Annotated in this window: 16 protein-coding genes; 12 read left to right on the forward strand and 4 right to left on the reverse strand. The window is 75.0% G+C overall.

Going from position 1 to position 15423, the window contains the following annotated elements; translation table 11 throughout:
• Positions 1-18: 18 nt before the first annotated feature.
• Together AC3AQ1_RS15390 and AC3AQ1_RS15395 are read left to right on the forward strand one after the other, a co-directional pair.
• The gene (locus tag AC3AQ1_RS15390) at positions 19-738 is read left to right on the forward strand and encodes a histidine phosphatase family protein (protein WP_108719709.1); all 720 of its coding nucleotides are present in this window, start codon (positions 19-21) and stop codon (positions 736-738) included.
• Positions 731-1630, forward strand: coding sequence for an ADP-dependent NAD(P)H-hydrate dehydratase (locus tag AC3AQ1_RS15395; RefSeq protein WP_370445297.1), 900 nt, complete (start codon positions 731-733; stop codon positions 1628-1630). The genes AC3AQ1_RS15390 and AC3AQ1_RS15395 overlap by 8 nt, the downstream gene beginning before the upstream one ends.
• Positions 1631-1665: 35 nt before the next feature.
• On the opposite strand, the gene AC3AQ1_RS15400 is transcribed toward AC3AQ1_RS15395, so the two are convergent.
• Entirely contained in the window at positions 1666-2052 is a 387-nt protein-coding gene (locus AC3AQ1_RS15400; protein WP_370445298.1) for a DUF1844 domain-containing protein, read from the reverse strand.
• A 242-nt stretch (positions 2053-2294) separates the two neighbouring features.
• On the opposite strand from AC3AQ1_RS15400, the gene infC reads away from it, so the two are divergent.
• The 3 genes from infC to rplT all read left to right on the forward strand — a co-directional run bounded on the left by infC (position 2295) and on the right by rplT (position 4043).
• The gene (infC, locus tag AC3AQ1_RS15405; RefSeq protein WP_234417566.1) at positions 2295-3344 is read left to right on the forward strand and encodes a translation initiation factor IF-3; all 1050 of its coding nucleotides are present in this window, start codon (positions 2295-2297) and stop codon (positions 3342-3344) included.
• A 91-nt stretch (positions 3345-3435) separates the two neighbouring features.
• Complete coding sequence (gene rpmI / locus AC3AQ1_RS15410; RefSeq protein WP_108719711.1) at positions 3436-3630, forward strand: 50S ribosomal protein L35; 195 nt, start codon at positions 3436-3438, stop codon at positions 3628-3630.
• Positions 3631-3659: 29 nt separating this feature from the next.
• Complete coding sequence (rplT, locus tag AC3AQ1_RS15415) at positions 3660-4043, forward strand: 50S ribosomal protein L20 (RefSeq protein ID WP_108719712.1); 384 nt, start codon at positions 3660-3662, stop codon at positions 4041-4043.
• Between the two features lie 170 nt (positions 4044-4213).
• On the opposite strand, the gene AC3AQ1_RS15420 is transcribed toward rplT, so the two are convergent.
• Positions 4214-5104 (reverse strand): hypothetical protein, encoded by an 891-nt coding sequence (locus tag AC3AQ1_RS15420; RefSeq protein ID WP_108719713.1) that lies wholly within the window; start codon positions 5102-5104, stop codon positions 4214-4216.
• On the reverse strand, positions 5101-5265 hold the full coding sequence (locus AC3AQ1_RS15425) for a ribbon-helix-helix domain-containing protein (RefSeq protein ID WP_108719714.1): 165 nt from the start codon (positions 5263-5265) through the stop codon (positions 5101-5103). Before AC3AQ1_RS15425 ends, AC3AQ1_RS15420 begins: the two co-directional genes overlap by 4 nt.
• 70 nt (positions 5266-5335) lie before the next feature.
• On the opposite strand from AC3AQ1_RS15425, the gene AC3AQ1_RS15430 reads away from it, so the two are divergent.
• From AC3AQ1_RS15430 to AC3AQ1_RS15450, 5 genes are all read left to right on the forward strand, one after another.
• Positions 5336-6145 (forward strand): TrmH family RNA methyltransferase, encoded by an 810-nt coding sequence (locus tag AC3AQ1_RS15430; RefSeq protein ID WP_370445299.1) that lies wholly within the window; start codon positions 5336-5338, stop codon positions 6143-6145.
• Positions 6146-6420: 275 nt separating this feature from the next.
• Positions 6421-7560, forward strand: coding sequence for a phenylalanine--tRNA ligase subunit alpha (pheS, locus tag AC3AQ1_RS15435; protein WP_108719715.1), 1140 nt, complete (start codon positions 6421-6423; stop codon positions 7558-7560).
• Positions 7560-10229, forward strand: a complete 2670-nt coding sequence (gene pheT / locus AC3AQ1_RS15440; protein ID WP_108719716.1) for a phenylalanine--tRNA ligase subunit beta — start codon at positions 7560-7562, stop codon at positions 10227-10229. Before pheS ends, pheT begins: the two co-directional genes overlap by 1 nt.
• Complete coding sequence (locus tag AC3AQ1_RS15445; RefSeq protein ID WP_108720288.1) at positions 10222-11100, forward strand: SDR family oxidoreductase; 879 nt, start codon at positions 10222-10224, stop codon at positions 11098-11100. Before pheT ends, AC3AQ1_RS15445 begins: the two co-directional genes overlap by 8 nt.
• An 88-nt stretch (positions 11101-11188) precedes the next feature.
• A complete protein-coding gene (locus AC3AQ1_RS15450; protein WP_108719717.1) occupies positions 11189-11716 on the forward strand; it encodes a flavodoxin domain-containing protein in 528 nt (175 codons plus the stop codon).
• Between the two features lies 1 nt (position 11717).
• On the opposite strand, the gene AC3AQ1_RS15455 is transcribed toward AC3AQ1_RS15450, so the two are convergent.
• Positions 11718-12698 carry a quinone oxidoreductase family protein gene (locus AC3AQ1_RS15455; protein ID WP_108719718.1) on the reverse strand — a complete coding sequence of 327 codons (981 nt, stop codon included), beginning with the start codon at positions 12696-12698 and terminating at the stop codon, positions 11718-11720.
• Between the two features lie 390 nt (positions 12699-13088).
• Between AC3AQ1_RS15455 and argC the strand changes: the two genes are divergently transcribed.
• Together argC and argJ are read left to right on the forward strand one after the other, a co-directional pair.
• Positions 13089-14168 (forward strand): N-acetyl-gamma-glutamyl-phosphate reductase, encoded by a 1080-nt coding sequence (argC, locus tag AC3AQ1_RS15460; protein WP_108719719.1) that lies wholly within the window; start codon positions 13089-13091, stop codon positions 14166-14168.
• 70 nt (positions 14169-14238) lie between these two features.
• Positions 14239-15411: a bifunctional glutamate N-acetyltransferase/amino-acid acetyltransferase ArgJ gene (argJ, locus tag AC3AQ1_RS15465; RefSeq protein WP_108719720.1), complete on the forward strand. Its 1173-nt coding sequence runs from the start codon at positions 14239-14241 to the stop codon at positions 15409-15411.
• Positions 15412-15423 lie beyond the last annotated feature (12 nt).

Genomic DNA, 15423 nt, shown 5'->3' on the forward strand with positions numbered 1-15423 from the left:
GTGGCTAGCCTTGGCGGCATGACGCTCCACACGATCTGGCTCGTCCGGCACGGCGAGAGCGTCGGCAACCAGGCCGCGACGAGCGCCGAGCGCGCGGGGCTCGAGCGGATCGAGCTCGACCTGCGCGACGCCGACGTGCCGCTGACGGACGTCGGGGTCGAGCAGGCCGAGGCCCTCGGGGCGTGGCTCACGGAGCACCGCACCGGGATCGACGTGTTCTTCGTGTCGCCGTACCGCCGGGCACGGCAGACGCTCGAGATCGCCGCGGCCGACCTGGACGCACCGGCGCGCGTGGACGAACGGCTGCGGGACCGCGAGCTCGGCGTGCTCGACCTGCTGACCTGGCGGGGCGTCCAGGCGCGGTACCCCGAGGAGGCGGAGCGACGGCGCCGGCTGGGGAAGTACTACCACCGCCCACCCGGCGGGGAGTCGTGGGCGGACGTCCAGCTGCGGCTGCGGTCCTTCCTGCACGACGCCCTCGCCACGCCCGAGGGCACGGCGATGGTCGTCGCGCACGACGCCGTCGTGATGCTCGTGGTGGCCGCGCTGCTGGGGATGACCGAGGAGGAGCTCATGCCGTTCGCGGCGGAGCACACGGTGCTCAACGCGTCCCTTACCTGTCTGGAGCTGACGGAGGAGGGCTGGCAGCTCGCGGTGTTCTCCGACGTCGACCACCTCCAGCGCGAGGGCGCCGACGTCACCGTGCACCCGGGAAGCCCCGATGTCGACCATGCGTGAGCCGGTCTCCGTCACAGCCGAGCTGCTCCGCTCCTGGGGGCTGCCCGACCCGGGGGAGTCGAAGAAGGACCGCGGCGACGTCATCGTCGTCGGCGGGTCGCGCCGCACGCCTGGCGGCGTCATGCTGGCCGGCGAGGCGGCGCTCCGGGTCGGCGCGGGCCGGCTCGCCGTGCTCGCGCCCGGGTCGATCGACGCCCAGCTCGGCGCCGTCCTGCCGGAGGCCGCGATCTTCGCCCTCCCGGACGAGCCGACCGATCCGGTCGAGGGGCCGCCGCGCGACCAGCTCGCGGCGGCGGACGCGGTCCTGTTCGGGCCGGGCTTCGACGACGCCGAGGAGACCCTGGCCACGCTCGTCGCCGTCGCCGAGGCACACCCGAGGTGCCTCGTGCTCGACGCGTGGGGCCTCGGGGTCCTGCCTCGAGCCGAGCGGTCGGCGCTGCCCGAGCGCCTCGTGCTCACGCCGAACCGCGAGGAGCTCACGCTGCTGCGGGAGGCCGGATCCGACGGCGAGTCCAACGGCGACGACGGCGAGTCCGACGGCTCCGACGGCGAGTCCGACGGCGACGACGCCGACGAGCTCGCCGACGTCGTCGAGGTGGCGCGCCGGTACGGCGCCGTCGTGACGTGCTACGGCACGGTCGCCGACCCGACCGGCCACGTGTGGCGGGTGCCCGACGGCGGCCCCGGCCTGGGCACGTCGGGCAGCGGGGACGTGCTGTCCGGCGCGATCGCCGGGTTCGCGGCCCGCGGGCTCGACCTCGCGCGCGCCGCGGTGTGGGGGACCTGGGTGCACGCGCGCGCCGGGGAGCGCCTCACCGAACGGCTCGGGCTCGGCTTCCTCGCCCGCGAGCTCGCCCCGGAGCTCGCGCTCGCGGTGCGCGAGGTGAGCTGAGCGACACCGCGCCCGAGGAGGTCAGCGACCGCGGGTCAGCGGACCGGGCCGGTCCACTTCTCGCCCGGGCCGTCGCCGGGTGCGTCGGGGTAGGGCGAGGCCTCGCGGAACGCGAGCTGCAGCGTGCGCAGGCCGTCCCGCAGCGGGCGCGCGTGCCGGTCGCCGATCTCCGTGGCTCCGGCGGTGACCAGTCCGGCGAGCGCCGTGATGAGCTTGCGCGCCTCGTCGAGGTCGCGCAGGTCGGCGCCCCGCACGTCGTCGGAGTCGGGCGCGAGGCCGCACTTCACGGCGGCCGCGCTCATGAGGTGGACAGCCGCGGAGCTGATGATCTCGACGGCGGGGACGTCGGCGATGTCGCGGGTGGCCTCGTCGGAGCCGCCCGCCACGGGCACGTCGGCGGCGGTGGAGTGGGGATCGGTCACGTCTGGTAGTCTTGCATGTCGACCAACCGGTCACGCTCACTCATGCCCGCCGTCCGGCGGCGCACGACGGCGAGATCGGTGCGCAAGTGGAGATCCTCCCACCTCGCTCCCGGCCCTCGCGGCGACGGGGAGCAGGTCCTCGGTCGGGGTTCGCGACGCCGTCGCGCACCCCAGCAGGTGCACCCCGGTGCGCCGAGCTCGAGGCCTCCGCACGCGCTCACGTGCGGGGGCCTTTCCTGTGCGTGAGGTCATCCGACGAGAGACCCAAGGAGCACAGCATCAGCGAGCCCCGCATCAACGAGCGGATCCGCGTGCCCGAGGTACGTCTGGTCGGCCCGAACGGTGAGCAGGTCGGCATCGTTCGGGTCGAGGACGCGCTTCGCCTCGCCGAGGAGGCGGACCTCGACCTGGTCGAGGTCGCGCCGGACGCGCGCCCCCCGGTCTGCAAGCTCATGGACTTCGGGAAGTTCAAGTACGAGACGGCCCAGAAGGCGCGCGACGCGCGCCGCAACCAGGCCAACACCGTGCTGAAGGAGATCCGTTTCCGGCTCAAGATCGACCCGCACGACTACGGCACCAAGAAGGGCCACGTCGAGCGGTTCCTCAAGGCCGGCGACAAGGTGAAGGTCATGATCATGTTCCGCGGCCGGGAGCAGTCCCGTCCGGAGATGGGCATGCGCCTGCTGCAGCGGCTCGCCGAGGACGTCTCCGAGCTGGGCACGGTGGAGTCCTCGCCGCGGCTGGACGGGCGAAACATGACGATGGTCATCGCGCCGACCAAGCGGAAGGCCGACGCCATCCAGGAGCAGCGCAAGGCTCGCGCCGAGCGCACCCGCGAGGACGCCCCGGTGGCGTCGCCCGCGGACGGCGACCGGAGCGCAGCGGCGGCGCCGGCACCCGAGCCCGAGTCCGTCGTCGAGGCCCCGGCGGCCGAGCAGGTCGCCGAGACCGCCACGCCCGCGACGGTCGAGGCCCCCGCGGCGCCGGCCGAGACCCCGGCCGCCGAGGTCGTCGTGCCGCAGGGCGACGACGTCGAGGAGGTCGCCGAGGTGAGCGAGCCCGCACCGGTCAGCGCGCCGGCCAAGGCGAGCGCCCCGGCCGCGAAGGCCCCCGCGGCCCCGCGTCCCGCCACGCCGCGTCCGGCTCCGCGACCGGCCTCCCGGTCGAGCGAGCAGGCGGGCACGGCGAGCACGACGTCGTCGGCCGCACCCCGGCCGCAGGCCCCCCGGCCCGCGGCTCCCAAGCCCGGTGCACCGCGTCCGGCGCGGCCCGCACCGCGACCCAAGTCCTGACCGGCTCCAGCCGGCACCTGCCGGGCGGATCCCCGCCCGCACGACCCGCAAGCCCCGCACCGCACGGTGCGGCCCTACCGAGGATGGCGAGATGCCGAAGAACAAGACGCACTCCGGTGCCAAGAAGCGTTTCCGGGTGACCGGGAGCGGCAAGATCATGCGCGAGCAGACGGGCATCCGTCACCTCAACGAGCACAAGACCTCCACCCGCAAGCGCCGCCTGTCCTCCGACCAGGTCGTGGACAGCGCCGACGTCCGCAAGATCAAGAAGCTGCTCGGCCGCTGAGCCGCGCGTACTACTAGAAGGAGACTCACGTGGCACGCGTGAAGCGGGCGGTCAACGCCCACAAGAAGCGCCGGGTCGTTCTCGAGCAGGCGTCCGGCTACCGCGGGCAGCGCTCGCGTCTGTACCGCAAGGCCAAGGAGCAGGTCACCCACTCCCTCGGCTACGCCTACCGCGACCGTCGCGCCCGCAAGGGTGACTTCCGTCGCCTGTGGATCCAGCGCGTGAACGCCGCGGCCCGCGCCAACGGCATCACGTACAACCGGTTCATCCAGGGCCTCAAGGCCGCGGAGATCGAGGTCGACCGTCGCATGCTCGCCGAGCTCGCGGTCAACGACCCCGCGGCGTTCACGGCGCTCGTGGAGCTGGCCAAGAAGGCGCTCCCCGAGGACGTCAACGCCCCCAAGGCGGCCTGACCTCCTGCGAGACGACACGGCCCGTCCCCCTCGGGGGGCGGGCCGTTTCTCGTGCGCGGGCGCACGTTCGCCGATCGGGTCGGGCGCGCCCGTCGGTGCGCCCGCGCCGCCGCGGGCGTCAGCCGGCCGCGGTCTCGTGCTCGGCGTCGTCGACGGCGTCGTGGCGGGCGTCAGCCGGCCGCGGTCTCGTGCTCGGCGTCGTCGACGGCGCCGTCGTCGTCGTGGGCGACGGTGTAGCCGTACAGCTCGCCCTGCCACTCGCTGACCCAGATCCGAGCGTCGACGTCGTCGGGCGCGTCGGGGTTGGCCACGCGCAGCGTGACGCCGTAGCTCTCGTCGATGAGCGCGGCGTCGTGGCCGCTCGCGGTGAGTCGCGCGTGCAGCTCGTGCAGCATTCCGCCGTCGCCGTCGCCGTCGCCGTCGCCGTCGCCTGCTCCGGCGTCGCCGACGGCGCCGGGTCCGGCGATCTCGAAGGCCAGCTCGGTTCCCACCGTCCGTCCGGCGTGCACCGCGGCGAGCCCCCCGCCGTCGGCTCGCAGGTCGACCCAGCCGCCGGAGTCGGAGGCGATCCGACGCCGCAGCCCGAGCGTCTCGAGCAGGTCCGCGGCCTCCTGGACGACCGGGGTGTACCAGATCGCCTGCACCGCCGTCGTGGGCGTCGGGCCCGCGGGTGCCGGGTCTGCGGGGGAGTGCGTGGCGAGCGGCTCGGCTGCCGGCGCGAGCACCGGATCGAACGTCACGACCGCGCCGTCGGCCGCGATCACGCGCAGCTCCTCGCCGTGCCCCATGACGCGACGCTCGAGCCGCGCGCCGTGCGTCGCCAGGGCGGGACCCAGCCGGCGCTCGAGCGCGGGCACGCTGCCCTCCTCGACGAGAAGCCGCAGGTCGGTGACGCCGTCGTCGGGTGCGCCGGCCTCGGCGTGGTGCAGCGCGAGCGCACCGGAGCCGTACGTGAGCTCGATCCAGCCGTCGGACTCGTGCGTGACGACGCCGCCGAGCGCGACGGCGAGCTCCCGCCAGCGCGCGAGCTCGCTCGTGCGGTGGATGGGTCGGACGATCATCGTTCCTCCTCGAGATAGCGCTCGAGCGCCTGGCGCACGAGCTCGGACAGGGACAGCCCCTCGTCGATGCTGCGGTGCTTGACCGCGCGGACGAGGTCCGGCGGCAGGTAGACGTTGAACTGCACCTTGCGGGGCGGAGACTCCTCGGTCACCGGGTTCATGCCAGCATGCTAGCAACCTAGAGCGCCGAATGCGACCGTCTCTCGTGAGCGTGCATGGGAGACTGCGCACGTGCCGCTGACCGACCCGCTGACGAACGCTCGCTCGGAGCGCGTTGCGGGCGTGCGCGCGCTCGGGCAGCGCGCTGCGCGGCTGCGCACCTCCCGGTATGTCGCCGAGGGCCCGCAGTCGGTGCGCGAGGCCGTGCGGTACGCGGCAGCGGACGTGCGCGACATCTACGTGACGCAGCAGGCGTCCAGCCGCTGGCCCGAGATCGTCGACGCCGCACTCGACGCCGGCCTGTACGTGCACCCGACGTCGACCGAGGCGCTCGAGCGCATGTCTGCTGACGCCCAGGGCGTGCTCGCCGTGCTCGACCTGCGGGCGAGCGACCTGTCGGCGCTTGACCTGGGCCGCCTTCGCCTCGTCGCTGTGTGCGAGGAGGTGCGCGACCCGGGCAACGCGGGGACGATCATCCGCGCTGCCGACGCTGCCGGGGCCGACGCGGTGGTCCTCACCACGGGCAGCGTCGAGGTGACGTCGCCCAAGGTCGTGCGCTCCAGTGCCGGCTCCGTGTTCCACCTGCCGGTGATCTCCGGCGTCGGCCTCGCCGACGTGGTCTCGACGCTGCGCGGCGCCGGCCTCGACGTTCTCGCGGCCGACGGCCAGGGCGAGCACGACATCGAGAGCACCAGCCTGCTCGACCGCCCCACGGCGTGGATCTTCGGCAACGAGGCGCACGGGCTCTCCGACGACGCGCGGGCGCTCGCCGACGCGACGGTCCGGGTGCCGCTGCGCGGCCGGGCCGAGAGTCTCAACGTCGCGATGGCGGCCACGATCACGCTGTACGCCTCCTCGCTCGCGCACGCCCGCTCGAGGTGAGCCCGTCCCGGGACCGAGCGCGCGACGGGGCTCGGGACCGGACCTCGGACCGTGCTGGGACCCAGCTGGGGCCGTGCTGGGACCGTGCTGCGGCCGAGCCCGGTTCCCGGCGGCCGCGCCGACGCCCGGCGGCCGGGGCGGCCCTCGGTGGTCACCGTGGCAGGATTGTCGCTGCACTCGCCCGTGCCGAGGGGTGCCGCCGGCCGTGCCGGACGCGCGCCCCGAACCCCGCCGCTGACTGGCGCGCACGCGCGACCGACTCCGGAAGGACCCGCATGACCACCGAGAACGGCGCTGACGACAGCGCCCTCGACCCCACCGACGCCGCGGGCGTCGCACGCGCCGTCGAGGAGGCCCTGCTCGCCGTCGAGCGTGCGGGCACGCTCGAGGAGCTGAAGGAGGCGCGGCTCGCCCACACGGGCGACCGCAGCCCGCTCGCGCTCGCCAACCGCGGGATCAAGGACCTGCCGGGTTCCGAGAAGGCCGCCGCCGGCCGCCTGCTCGGCGGCGCGCGCGGCCAGGTCACCGCCGCCGTCCAGGCGCGGGAGGCCGTGCTCGAGGACGAGCGGGCGCAGCAGATCCTGCGCGAGGAGACGATCGACGTCACGCTCGCCGCCGCCCGCGGCCGCGCCGGCGCCGCGAGCACCGGTCAGGTCGGCGCCCGCCACCCGATCGCGCGGATCGCGGAGGAGGTCGCCGACCTCTTCGTCGCGATGGGCTGGGAGATCGCCGAGGGTCCCGAGGTCGAGCACGAGTGGTTCAACTTCGACGCGCTCAACTTCGGCCCGGACCACCCGGCGCGGCAGATGCAGGACACGTTCTTCCTCGCGAACCCGACCGGACCCGACGGCGCCACCGACCCCGCCGAGGACGCGCACCTCGTGCTGCGCACGCACACCTCGCCGGTGCAGGCGCGTGCGCTGCTCGAGCGCGACCTGCCCGTCTACATCGCGTGCCCGGGCAAGGTGTTCCGCACCGACGAGCTCGACGCGACGCACTCGCCGGTCTTCCACCAGGTGGAGGGGCTCGCGATCGACAAGGGCCTCACGATGGCGCACCTCAAGGGCACGCTCGACCACTTCGCGCGCGCGATGTTCGGGCCCGAGGCCCGGACGCGGATCCGGCCGAGCTTCTTCCCGTTCACCGAGCCGAGCGCCGAGATGGACCTGTGGTTCCCGCAGAAGAAGGGCGGGGCGGGCTGGATCGAGTGGGGCGGCTGCGGGATGGTCAACCCGAACGTGCTGCGCTCGGTCGGTGTGGATCCCGACGTCTACCAGGGCTTCGCCTTCGGGATGGGCATCGAGCGAGCGGTGATGCTGCGCTACGGCATCGAGGACATGCGTGACCTGCTCGAGGGCGATGCGCGGTTCTCGCGCGCGTTCGCGCTGGCGGGCGAGACCGGAGGAGTGGCCTGATGCCGTACGTCGTGCTGCCGTGGCTCGCCGAGCACGTCGAGCTGCCCGCGGACCTCACCGCGCACCAGCTGGCCGCGGACCTGGTCCGGGTCGGGCTGGAGGAGGAGGCCGTCCACACCAGCGGCGTCACGGGTCCGGTCGTCGTCGGCCGCGTGCTCGAGCGCACGCCCGAGCCGCAGAAGAACGGCAAGGTCGTCAACTGGTGCCAGGTGGACACCGGTGAGCGGGACGACGCCGGGGCGGTCGTGCCGCGCGGCGTGATCTGCGGCGCCCACAACTTCGACGCCGGTGACACGGTCGTCGTCGCGCTGCCCGGCGCGGTGCTGCCCGGCGACTTCGCGATCGCCGCGCGCAAGACGTACGGGCACGTGTCCGACGGGATGATCTGCTCCGCCGCCGAGCTCGGCCTCGAGGACGACGGCGAGCACGGCATCATCGTGCTCGCCCGCGGGTCGGGCGCCGACACCGCCTTCGAGGACGCCGACACCGCCTCCGAGGGCGCCGACGCCGCGCCCGAGGCCCCCGCGCCCGGCTCCGACGCCCTCGCGCTGCTCGGTCTGGCCGACGAGGTGCTCGAGATCAACGTGACCCCGGACCGCGGCTACTGCTTCAGCGTGCGCGGCGTCGCCCGCGAGTACGGCCACGCCACCGGCGCCCGGTTCGTCGACCCGGGCCTGTCCGCACCGGCCGGCAGCGGCCCCGCGGTGCCGCCCACCACGCCCGAGGCCTTCGAGGTCGCGTTCGAGGACGCCGCCCCGATCCACGGCGTGCCCGGCTGCGACCGGTTCGTCACGCGCGTGGTGCGCGGCGTGGACGCGGCCGCGCCCAGCCCGGAGTGGCTGCAGCGCCGCCTCCGGCAGGCCGGCATGCGGCCGATCTCGCTCGCCGTCGACGCCACGAACTACGTGATGCTCGACCTCGGGCAGCCCCTGCACGCCTACGACCTCGCGACCGTGCACGCCCCGATCGTGGTGCGCCGGGCGCGCCCCGGCGAGCGGATGACGACCCTCGACGGCGTCGACCGCGCGCTCGACGCCGAGGACCTCCTCATCACCGACTCCCCGGCCGGTGCGCGCGGCGAGCGGGCGATCGGCATCGCGGGCGTCATGGGCGGGGAGAGCACCGAGGTGACGGCGACCACGACGGACGTCCTCGTCGAGGCCGCACACTTCGACCCGATCACGATCGCCCGGTCCGCCCGCCGGCACAAGCTGCCGAGCGAGGCCTCGCGGCGCTTCGAGCGCGGCGTCGACACGCGGCTGCAGGCGGTCGCCGCGCAGCGCGTGGTCGACCTGCTCGTCCGCTACGGCGGCGGCGTGGCCGACGACGCCCGGGTCGGCGACGTCGACCGCACGACGGCGCCCGCCCCGATCACGCTCGACCCCGCCTCGGTCTCCGCGCGCGTGGGTGTCGCCTACACCTACGACGAAGTGCACGACGTCCTCGTTCAGCTCGGCGCATCCGTCACCGACATCGTGGTGGAGGTGGCGAACGGCAGCACGACGGCGGACCACCGTGAGCTCGTCGTCGTGCCCCCGACCTGGCGTCCGGACCTCACGGCGGCCGTCGACCTGATCGAGGAGGTCGTCCGGCTGCGCGGGTACGACCAGGTGCCCTCCGTTCTCCCGCACGCCCAGGTCGGCACCGGGCTGACCCGCTCGCAGCGGCTGCGCCGCTCGGCCGAGCGCACGCTGGCCGAGTCGGGGCTCGTGCAGGTGCTGTCGTACCCGTTCGTGTCCCCGCACGTGCACGACCAGCTGGGCGAGCCGGCCGAGGACCCGCGCCGCGGGGCCGAGAGACTCGCCAACCCGCTCACCGAGGACCAGCCCGAGCTGCGCACGAGCCTGCTCGCGACGCTCCTGCCGGTCGCGGCGCGGAACATCGCCCGCGGCGCCACCGAGGTGGCCGTCTTCGAGACGGGCTCGGTGACGCACGCGCGTCCCGGTGGCCCCGGGGTCCTGCCGCCCGGCGGCGTCCGGCCCGAGCCGGACGTGCTCGCGGCGGTGCTGAAGTCGGTGCCGGCCCAGGAGCGCCACGTCGCCGCCGTGCTGGGCGGCCCGGTCGGCTCGGCCACCTCGGCGGAGCATGCGGAGGCGCTCATCGGCGTCGTGCACCGTCTCGCGGCCGCGCTCGGTGCCGACGTGCGGCTGCGGGCGCGCCCCGTGCCCGAGCCGTGGGCCCCGTTCCACCCCGGGCGGTGCGCCGAGGTCGTGCTGACGGGTGCCGACGCACCCGAGGACCTCGTGCTCGGTCACGTGGGGGAGCTCGCGCCGAAGGTCGCGGCCGCGTTCGCGCTGCCGCGTCGCTCGGCGGCCCTCGAGCTCGACCTGGACGCGCTGTGCGAGCACGCCCGCGACGCGGTCGCCCTCGCCGGGAAGCTCTCGACGTACCCGCTGGCGAAGGAGGACGTCGCGCTCGTCGTGGCCGCCGACGTGCCCGCGGAGGACGTGCGCCAGGTGGTGCTCGAGGCCGCGGGCGACCTCGCGGAGTCGGTCGAGCTGTTCGACGTCTACGTCGGGGACCAGGTCGGCGAGGGCCGCAAGTCGCTCGCGTTCGCGCTGCGGCTTCGGGCGGGTGACCACACTCTCACGGCCGCCGAGACGGCGCAGGTGCGTGACGCCGTCGTGCGCCTCGCGGCCGAGCGCGTGGGCGGCGTGCTCCGTGGCTGACGCCACGGCGGACGACACGGCCGACGGCGGCACGCCCGCCGTCAGCCCGGCTCCGGCCGAGGTCGCGCTCGTCACCGGTGCCTCGCGCGGCATCGGCCGCGCGGTGGCCCTCGGCCTGGCGCGCGCCGGGCTGCGCGTCGGGCTGCTCGCGCGCGACGGCGAGGCGCTCGCCGAGGCGGCGGCCGAGCTCACCGCGGCCGGGGGACGGGCCGCGTTCGCCGTCGCCGACGTGAGCGACGCCGAGGCCGTGCGCGACGCCGTCGCGGCCCTCGTCGCCGACCTCGGCCCGGTGGACCTGCTCGTCAACAACGCCGGCCGCATCGATGCCGAGGTCCCGCTGTGGGAGGCCGACGTCGAGCAGTGGCACGGCGTCGTCGCGACGAACCTCCTCGGGTCCTTCCACGTCTCGCGCGCCGTGCTGCCCGCGATGGTGGCGCGCGGCGGTGGCCGGACGGTCGACATCGTCTCGGGCGCCGGGGCGCGCGACTGGGACGTGGCCTCCGCCTACACGGCGACGAAGGCGGGCCAGCTGCGGCTGGTCGGGCACGTGCACGAGGCGGGGTTCGCGCGTGGGTTGCGCGCGTTCGGCGTCGCGCCGGGCACGGTCGAGACGCGAATGTCGACGTCGATGCTCGTGCACCGCAACAGGACCGAGTTCACGCCCGTCGAGCGCACGGTGGACCTCGTCGCCGCCATCGGCCGCGGTGAGCTCGACGACTGGTCCGGGCGCTACCTGCGCGTCACGCACGACGACGTCACGAGCCTCCGCGCGCACGGCACCCCTGCGCCGGGGGCGCGCCGGCTGGGTATCACCCCGTGGGGCGAGGACGACCCGAACGCCGGCGAGGGTCTGGTCCCGCCCGCGCGCTGAGGTCAGTGCGAGCGGTCGCGGCGTGCTCGACGGGTGCGGGACCTTCGGCCCACGCGGTCGCACACGGGTCGAGGAATCCTTGATCGCCATGAGGATCCTCGTGGCGACCGCGTCCCGACACGGCGCGACCACGCGGATCGGCGACGTGATCGCAGGTGTGCTGGCGGACGCAGGTCACGTGGTCACGCGCCTGGAGGTGTTCGAGGACGACGACGTCGCGGCCGTCCTCCAGACCGCCGACATCGACGCCGCCGTCATCGGGGGATCCGTGTACACCGGCAGCTGGCTCGCCCGCGCCACGATCGCCCAGGCCCTGCTCATCGAGCGCGGCGTGCGGACCTACGCGTTCGCAGTCGGGGTGCTGGACGTCACGCCGGACGTGCTGGACCCGGCGGTGACGGCTCCGCGGACGACCGCGACGGCCAGCGCTCGGGTGACCTTCGCCGGCATCATCGACCGCTCGGCGCTCTCGATGCGTGAGCGCTCGCTGCTCGCGGTCGTGCGCGCCAAGGAGGGTGAGTTCACCGACTGGGACGGCGTGCGCGCCTGGGCCGGTGCGGTCGCGGCGGACCCCGCGCTCGCGAGCGCACCCTCGGCGGGCCTCGGCTCCGCCTGACTCACGGCTCCAGCAGCACCTTGCCGGTGGTGCGCCGGCCCTCGAGGTCGCGGTGCGCCTGTGCTGCCTCGCCGAGCGGGAAGCGCGCCCCGATGCGGACGTCGAGCGAGCCGTCGAGCACCGCGTCGAACAGCGCCGACCCGCGCTCGCGCAGCTCCTCGGTGGTGGCGACGTAGTCGCCGAGCGTGGGCCGGGTGACGAACAAGGATCCGGCGGCGTTGAGCCGCTGCAGGTCCAGCGGCGGCACCTGACCGCTCGACCCGCCGAACAGCACGAGCAGCCCGCGGCGACGCAGGCTCGCAAGGGAGGCGTCGAACGTGGCGCGCCCCACGCCGTCGTACACCACGTGAGCGCCGCCGTCGGTGGCCTCGCGCACGAGCGGCGGAAGCTCGCGGGTCAGGTCTTCGAGCTGGTCGTACCGGATGACCTCCGCGGCACCCGCCGCGCGCGCGAGCTCTGCCTTCTCCTCGGTCGACACGGTGGAGACCACACGTGCTCCACGGGACACCGCGAGCTGGGTGAGCAGGAGGCCGACCCCGCCGGCTCCCGCGTGCAGGAGAACCTGGTGACCCGGCTCGAGCGGGAACGTGGACGCGACGAGGTAGTGCGCCGTCATGCCCTGGAGGGGGAGTGCGGCCGCGACGTCGTCCGGCACGCCGTCGGGCACGGGCAGCGCACGGTCGGCGCGGACGAGGACCCGCTCGGCGTACGAGCCGGCCGCATCGCTCCACGCCACCCGGTCCCCGGCCGCGACGTCCGCGACGCCGTCGCCCACCGCGACCACGCGGCCGGCGCCCTCGCTGCCCGGGACGTGCGGGAAGGGCACGGGGTACACGCCCGAGCGCCGGTACGTGTCGATGAAGTTCACGCCTGCCGCGGCCACCTCGACGAGCAGCTCGCCCGGGCCGGGCTCGGGGTCGGGGAGGTCGACGAGGGCAAGGACGTCGGGGTCGCCCGCCGCGCGGGCCTGGATCGCCTTCATGGTCGTCAACCTACGCGCGTGCCCACGATGCGGGGCGCCCAATCGGGGTGGCTCACTCCGTGGGACGTGTCGGCCGTGCCACTGTTCCGACCACGCCGACGCGTGCCGGGTGGCCGCCCGATCGGCCGATTCGACTGCTGGCTTGTGGTCACGGTGCGCGAGCGAGCGCTGGCTTGTGGTCACGGTGCGCGAGCGAGCGCTGGCTTGTGGTCACGGTGCGCGAGCGAGCGCTGGCTTGTGGTCACCGTGGGGTTCCCGGGTGGCCACAACCCAGCGTTCGGTGCCGTCCGGTAGCCGCAAGCCGGCGTTCGATGGGTCTGCAGCCCGCGGACGCGCCGCCGCGCTGCTCGGCGTACCCTGACGGCGCCGCCCACCCTCGTGTGTATAGTTATGCGCGTGACCGTATCCGTTGCGATCGCCGGGGCCAGTGGCTACGCCGGCGGCGAGATCGCCCGCCTCGTCCTGGCCCACCCGGACCTGAGTCTCGGTGCGCTCACGGCGCACAGCAACGCGGGCGAGAGCGTCGCGGCGCACCAGCCGCACCTCGCAGCGCACCCCGCGATCGTCGGCCGCCGCTTCGACGCCACCTCAGCGCCCGCGCTGGCGGGGCACGACGTCGTGTTCCTTGCCCTGCCGCACGGCGCCTCCGGTGCCGTGGCCGCCGCGCTCGCCGAGGTCGACCCCGACGTCCTCGTGCTCGACGTCGGCGCGGACCACCGGCTCGTGGACCCCCAGGCCTGGCGGGACTACTACCACAGCGAGCACGCGGGGACCTGGACCTACGGCATGCCAGAGCTCCTGCACGCGGGGGAGCGGACGGCGAGCGCGCAGCGCGCGCTGCTCGCCGACACGCGCCGCGTCGCCGTCCCGGGCTGCAACGTCACCGCGGTGACGCTCGCGCTGCAGCCCGGCGTGGCCGCCGGCCTCGTGGCGAGCGACGACGTCGTGGCCGTGCTCGCCGTCGGGTACTCCGGCGCCGGCAAGGCGCCCAAGACCCACCTGCTCGCGAGCGAGGCGCACGGAGCGGCCGTGCCCTACGGCGTGGGCGGCACGCACCGGCACAACCCCGAGATCGTGCAGAACCTGCAGGTCGCGGGCGCGCAGCAGGTCCGGCTGTCCTTCACGCCCGTGCTCGTGCCGATGTCCCGGGGCATCCTCGCGACCGTCACCGCGCCCGTCGCCGAGGGCACCACCGCGGCGCAGCTGCGCGACGCGTGGGCCACCGCCTACGACGACGAGCCCTTCGTGCACCTGCTGCCGGAGGGGCAGCAGCCCACCAGCGCGTCGGTCGTCGGGGCGAACACCGTGCTCGTGCAGGTCGCGCTCGACGAGCGGGCCGGCCGCGCCGTGATCACCTGCGCGCTGGACAACCTCGTCAAGGGCACCGCCGGCGCCGCCGTGCAGTCCCTCAACCTCGCCCTCGGCCTGCCCGAGACGGCGGGCCTGCCGCTCCTCGGCGTGGCCCCGTGACACGCTCGACGCGCACGCGCACGCGCACGCGCTCGCGCACGCGCTCGCGCACGCGCACCAGGAGGACCGCATGACCGTCACCGCCCCCGCCGGGTTCCGGGCCGCCGGCGTCACCGCCGGCCTCAAGCCGTCCGGCCGGCCCGACCTCGCGCTCGTCGTGAACGACGGTCCGCTCGCCGTCGCGGCCGGCGTGTTCACCTCCAACCGGGTGGTCGCCGCCCCCGTGACGTGGTCGCGCGTCGCCGTGGGCGACGGCGTGGCGCGCGCCGTGGTGCTCAACTCCGGCGGCGCCAACGCGTGCACGGGTCCCGAGGGGTTCGCCGACACGCACCGCACCGCGGAGCACGTGGGCGCGGCGCTCGGCGTGGACTTCGGCGACGTGCTCGTCTGCTCGACCGGCCTGATCGGCGAGCGGCTGCCGATGGACACGCTGCTGGCCGGGGTCGACGCGGCCGCGGCTGCGCTCTCGCCCGACGGCGGGGACGACGCCGCGACGGCCATCATGACGACCGACACCGTGCCCAAGCGCACCCACGTGCCCGCGCCCGACGGCGCGTCCTGGTCGATCGGGGGGATGGCGAAGGGCGCCGGGATGCTCGCGCCCGGCCTCGCCACGATGCTCGTCGTGCTCACCACCGACGCCGTGCTCGACGCCGAGCAGGCGGACGCGGCGCTGCGGTCCGCGACGGCGCGCACGTTCGACCGCGTCGACTCCGACGGCTGCATGTCGACCAACGACACGGTGCTGCTGCTCGCCTCGGGAGCCAGCGGTGAGACGCCTGACCAGGCCGCGTTCGCCGTCGCGCTCGAGCGGGCGTGCGGCGAGCTCGCCCGCGCGCTCGTGGCCGACGCCGAGGGCGCGAGCCACGACATCGCCGTGACGGTCGTGCACGCCTCGAGCGAGCAGGCCGCCGTGGCCGTCGCGCGGGCCGTGACCCGGTCCAACCTGCTCAAGGCGGCCGTGTTCGGCAACGACCCGAACTGGGGCCGCGTGCTCGCGGCCGTCGGCACGGTGTCGGAGGAGGTCGCGCCGTACGACCCGCTGACGCTGGACGTCGCGATCAACGGCGTCCAGGTGTGCCGCGCGGGCGGCGTCGGCGAGGACCGCTCGCTCGTGGACCTCGCCGCGGCGCGCGAGGTGCACATCCGGATCGACCTGCACGCCGGCGACAGCGAGGCGACGGTGTGGACCAACGACCTCACGCACGACTACGTGCACGAGAACAGCGCCTACTCGACGTGACGCGACGGACGG

The sequence above is a fragment of the Miniimonas sp. S16 genome (assembly GCF_057748195.1).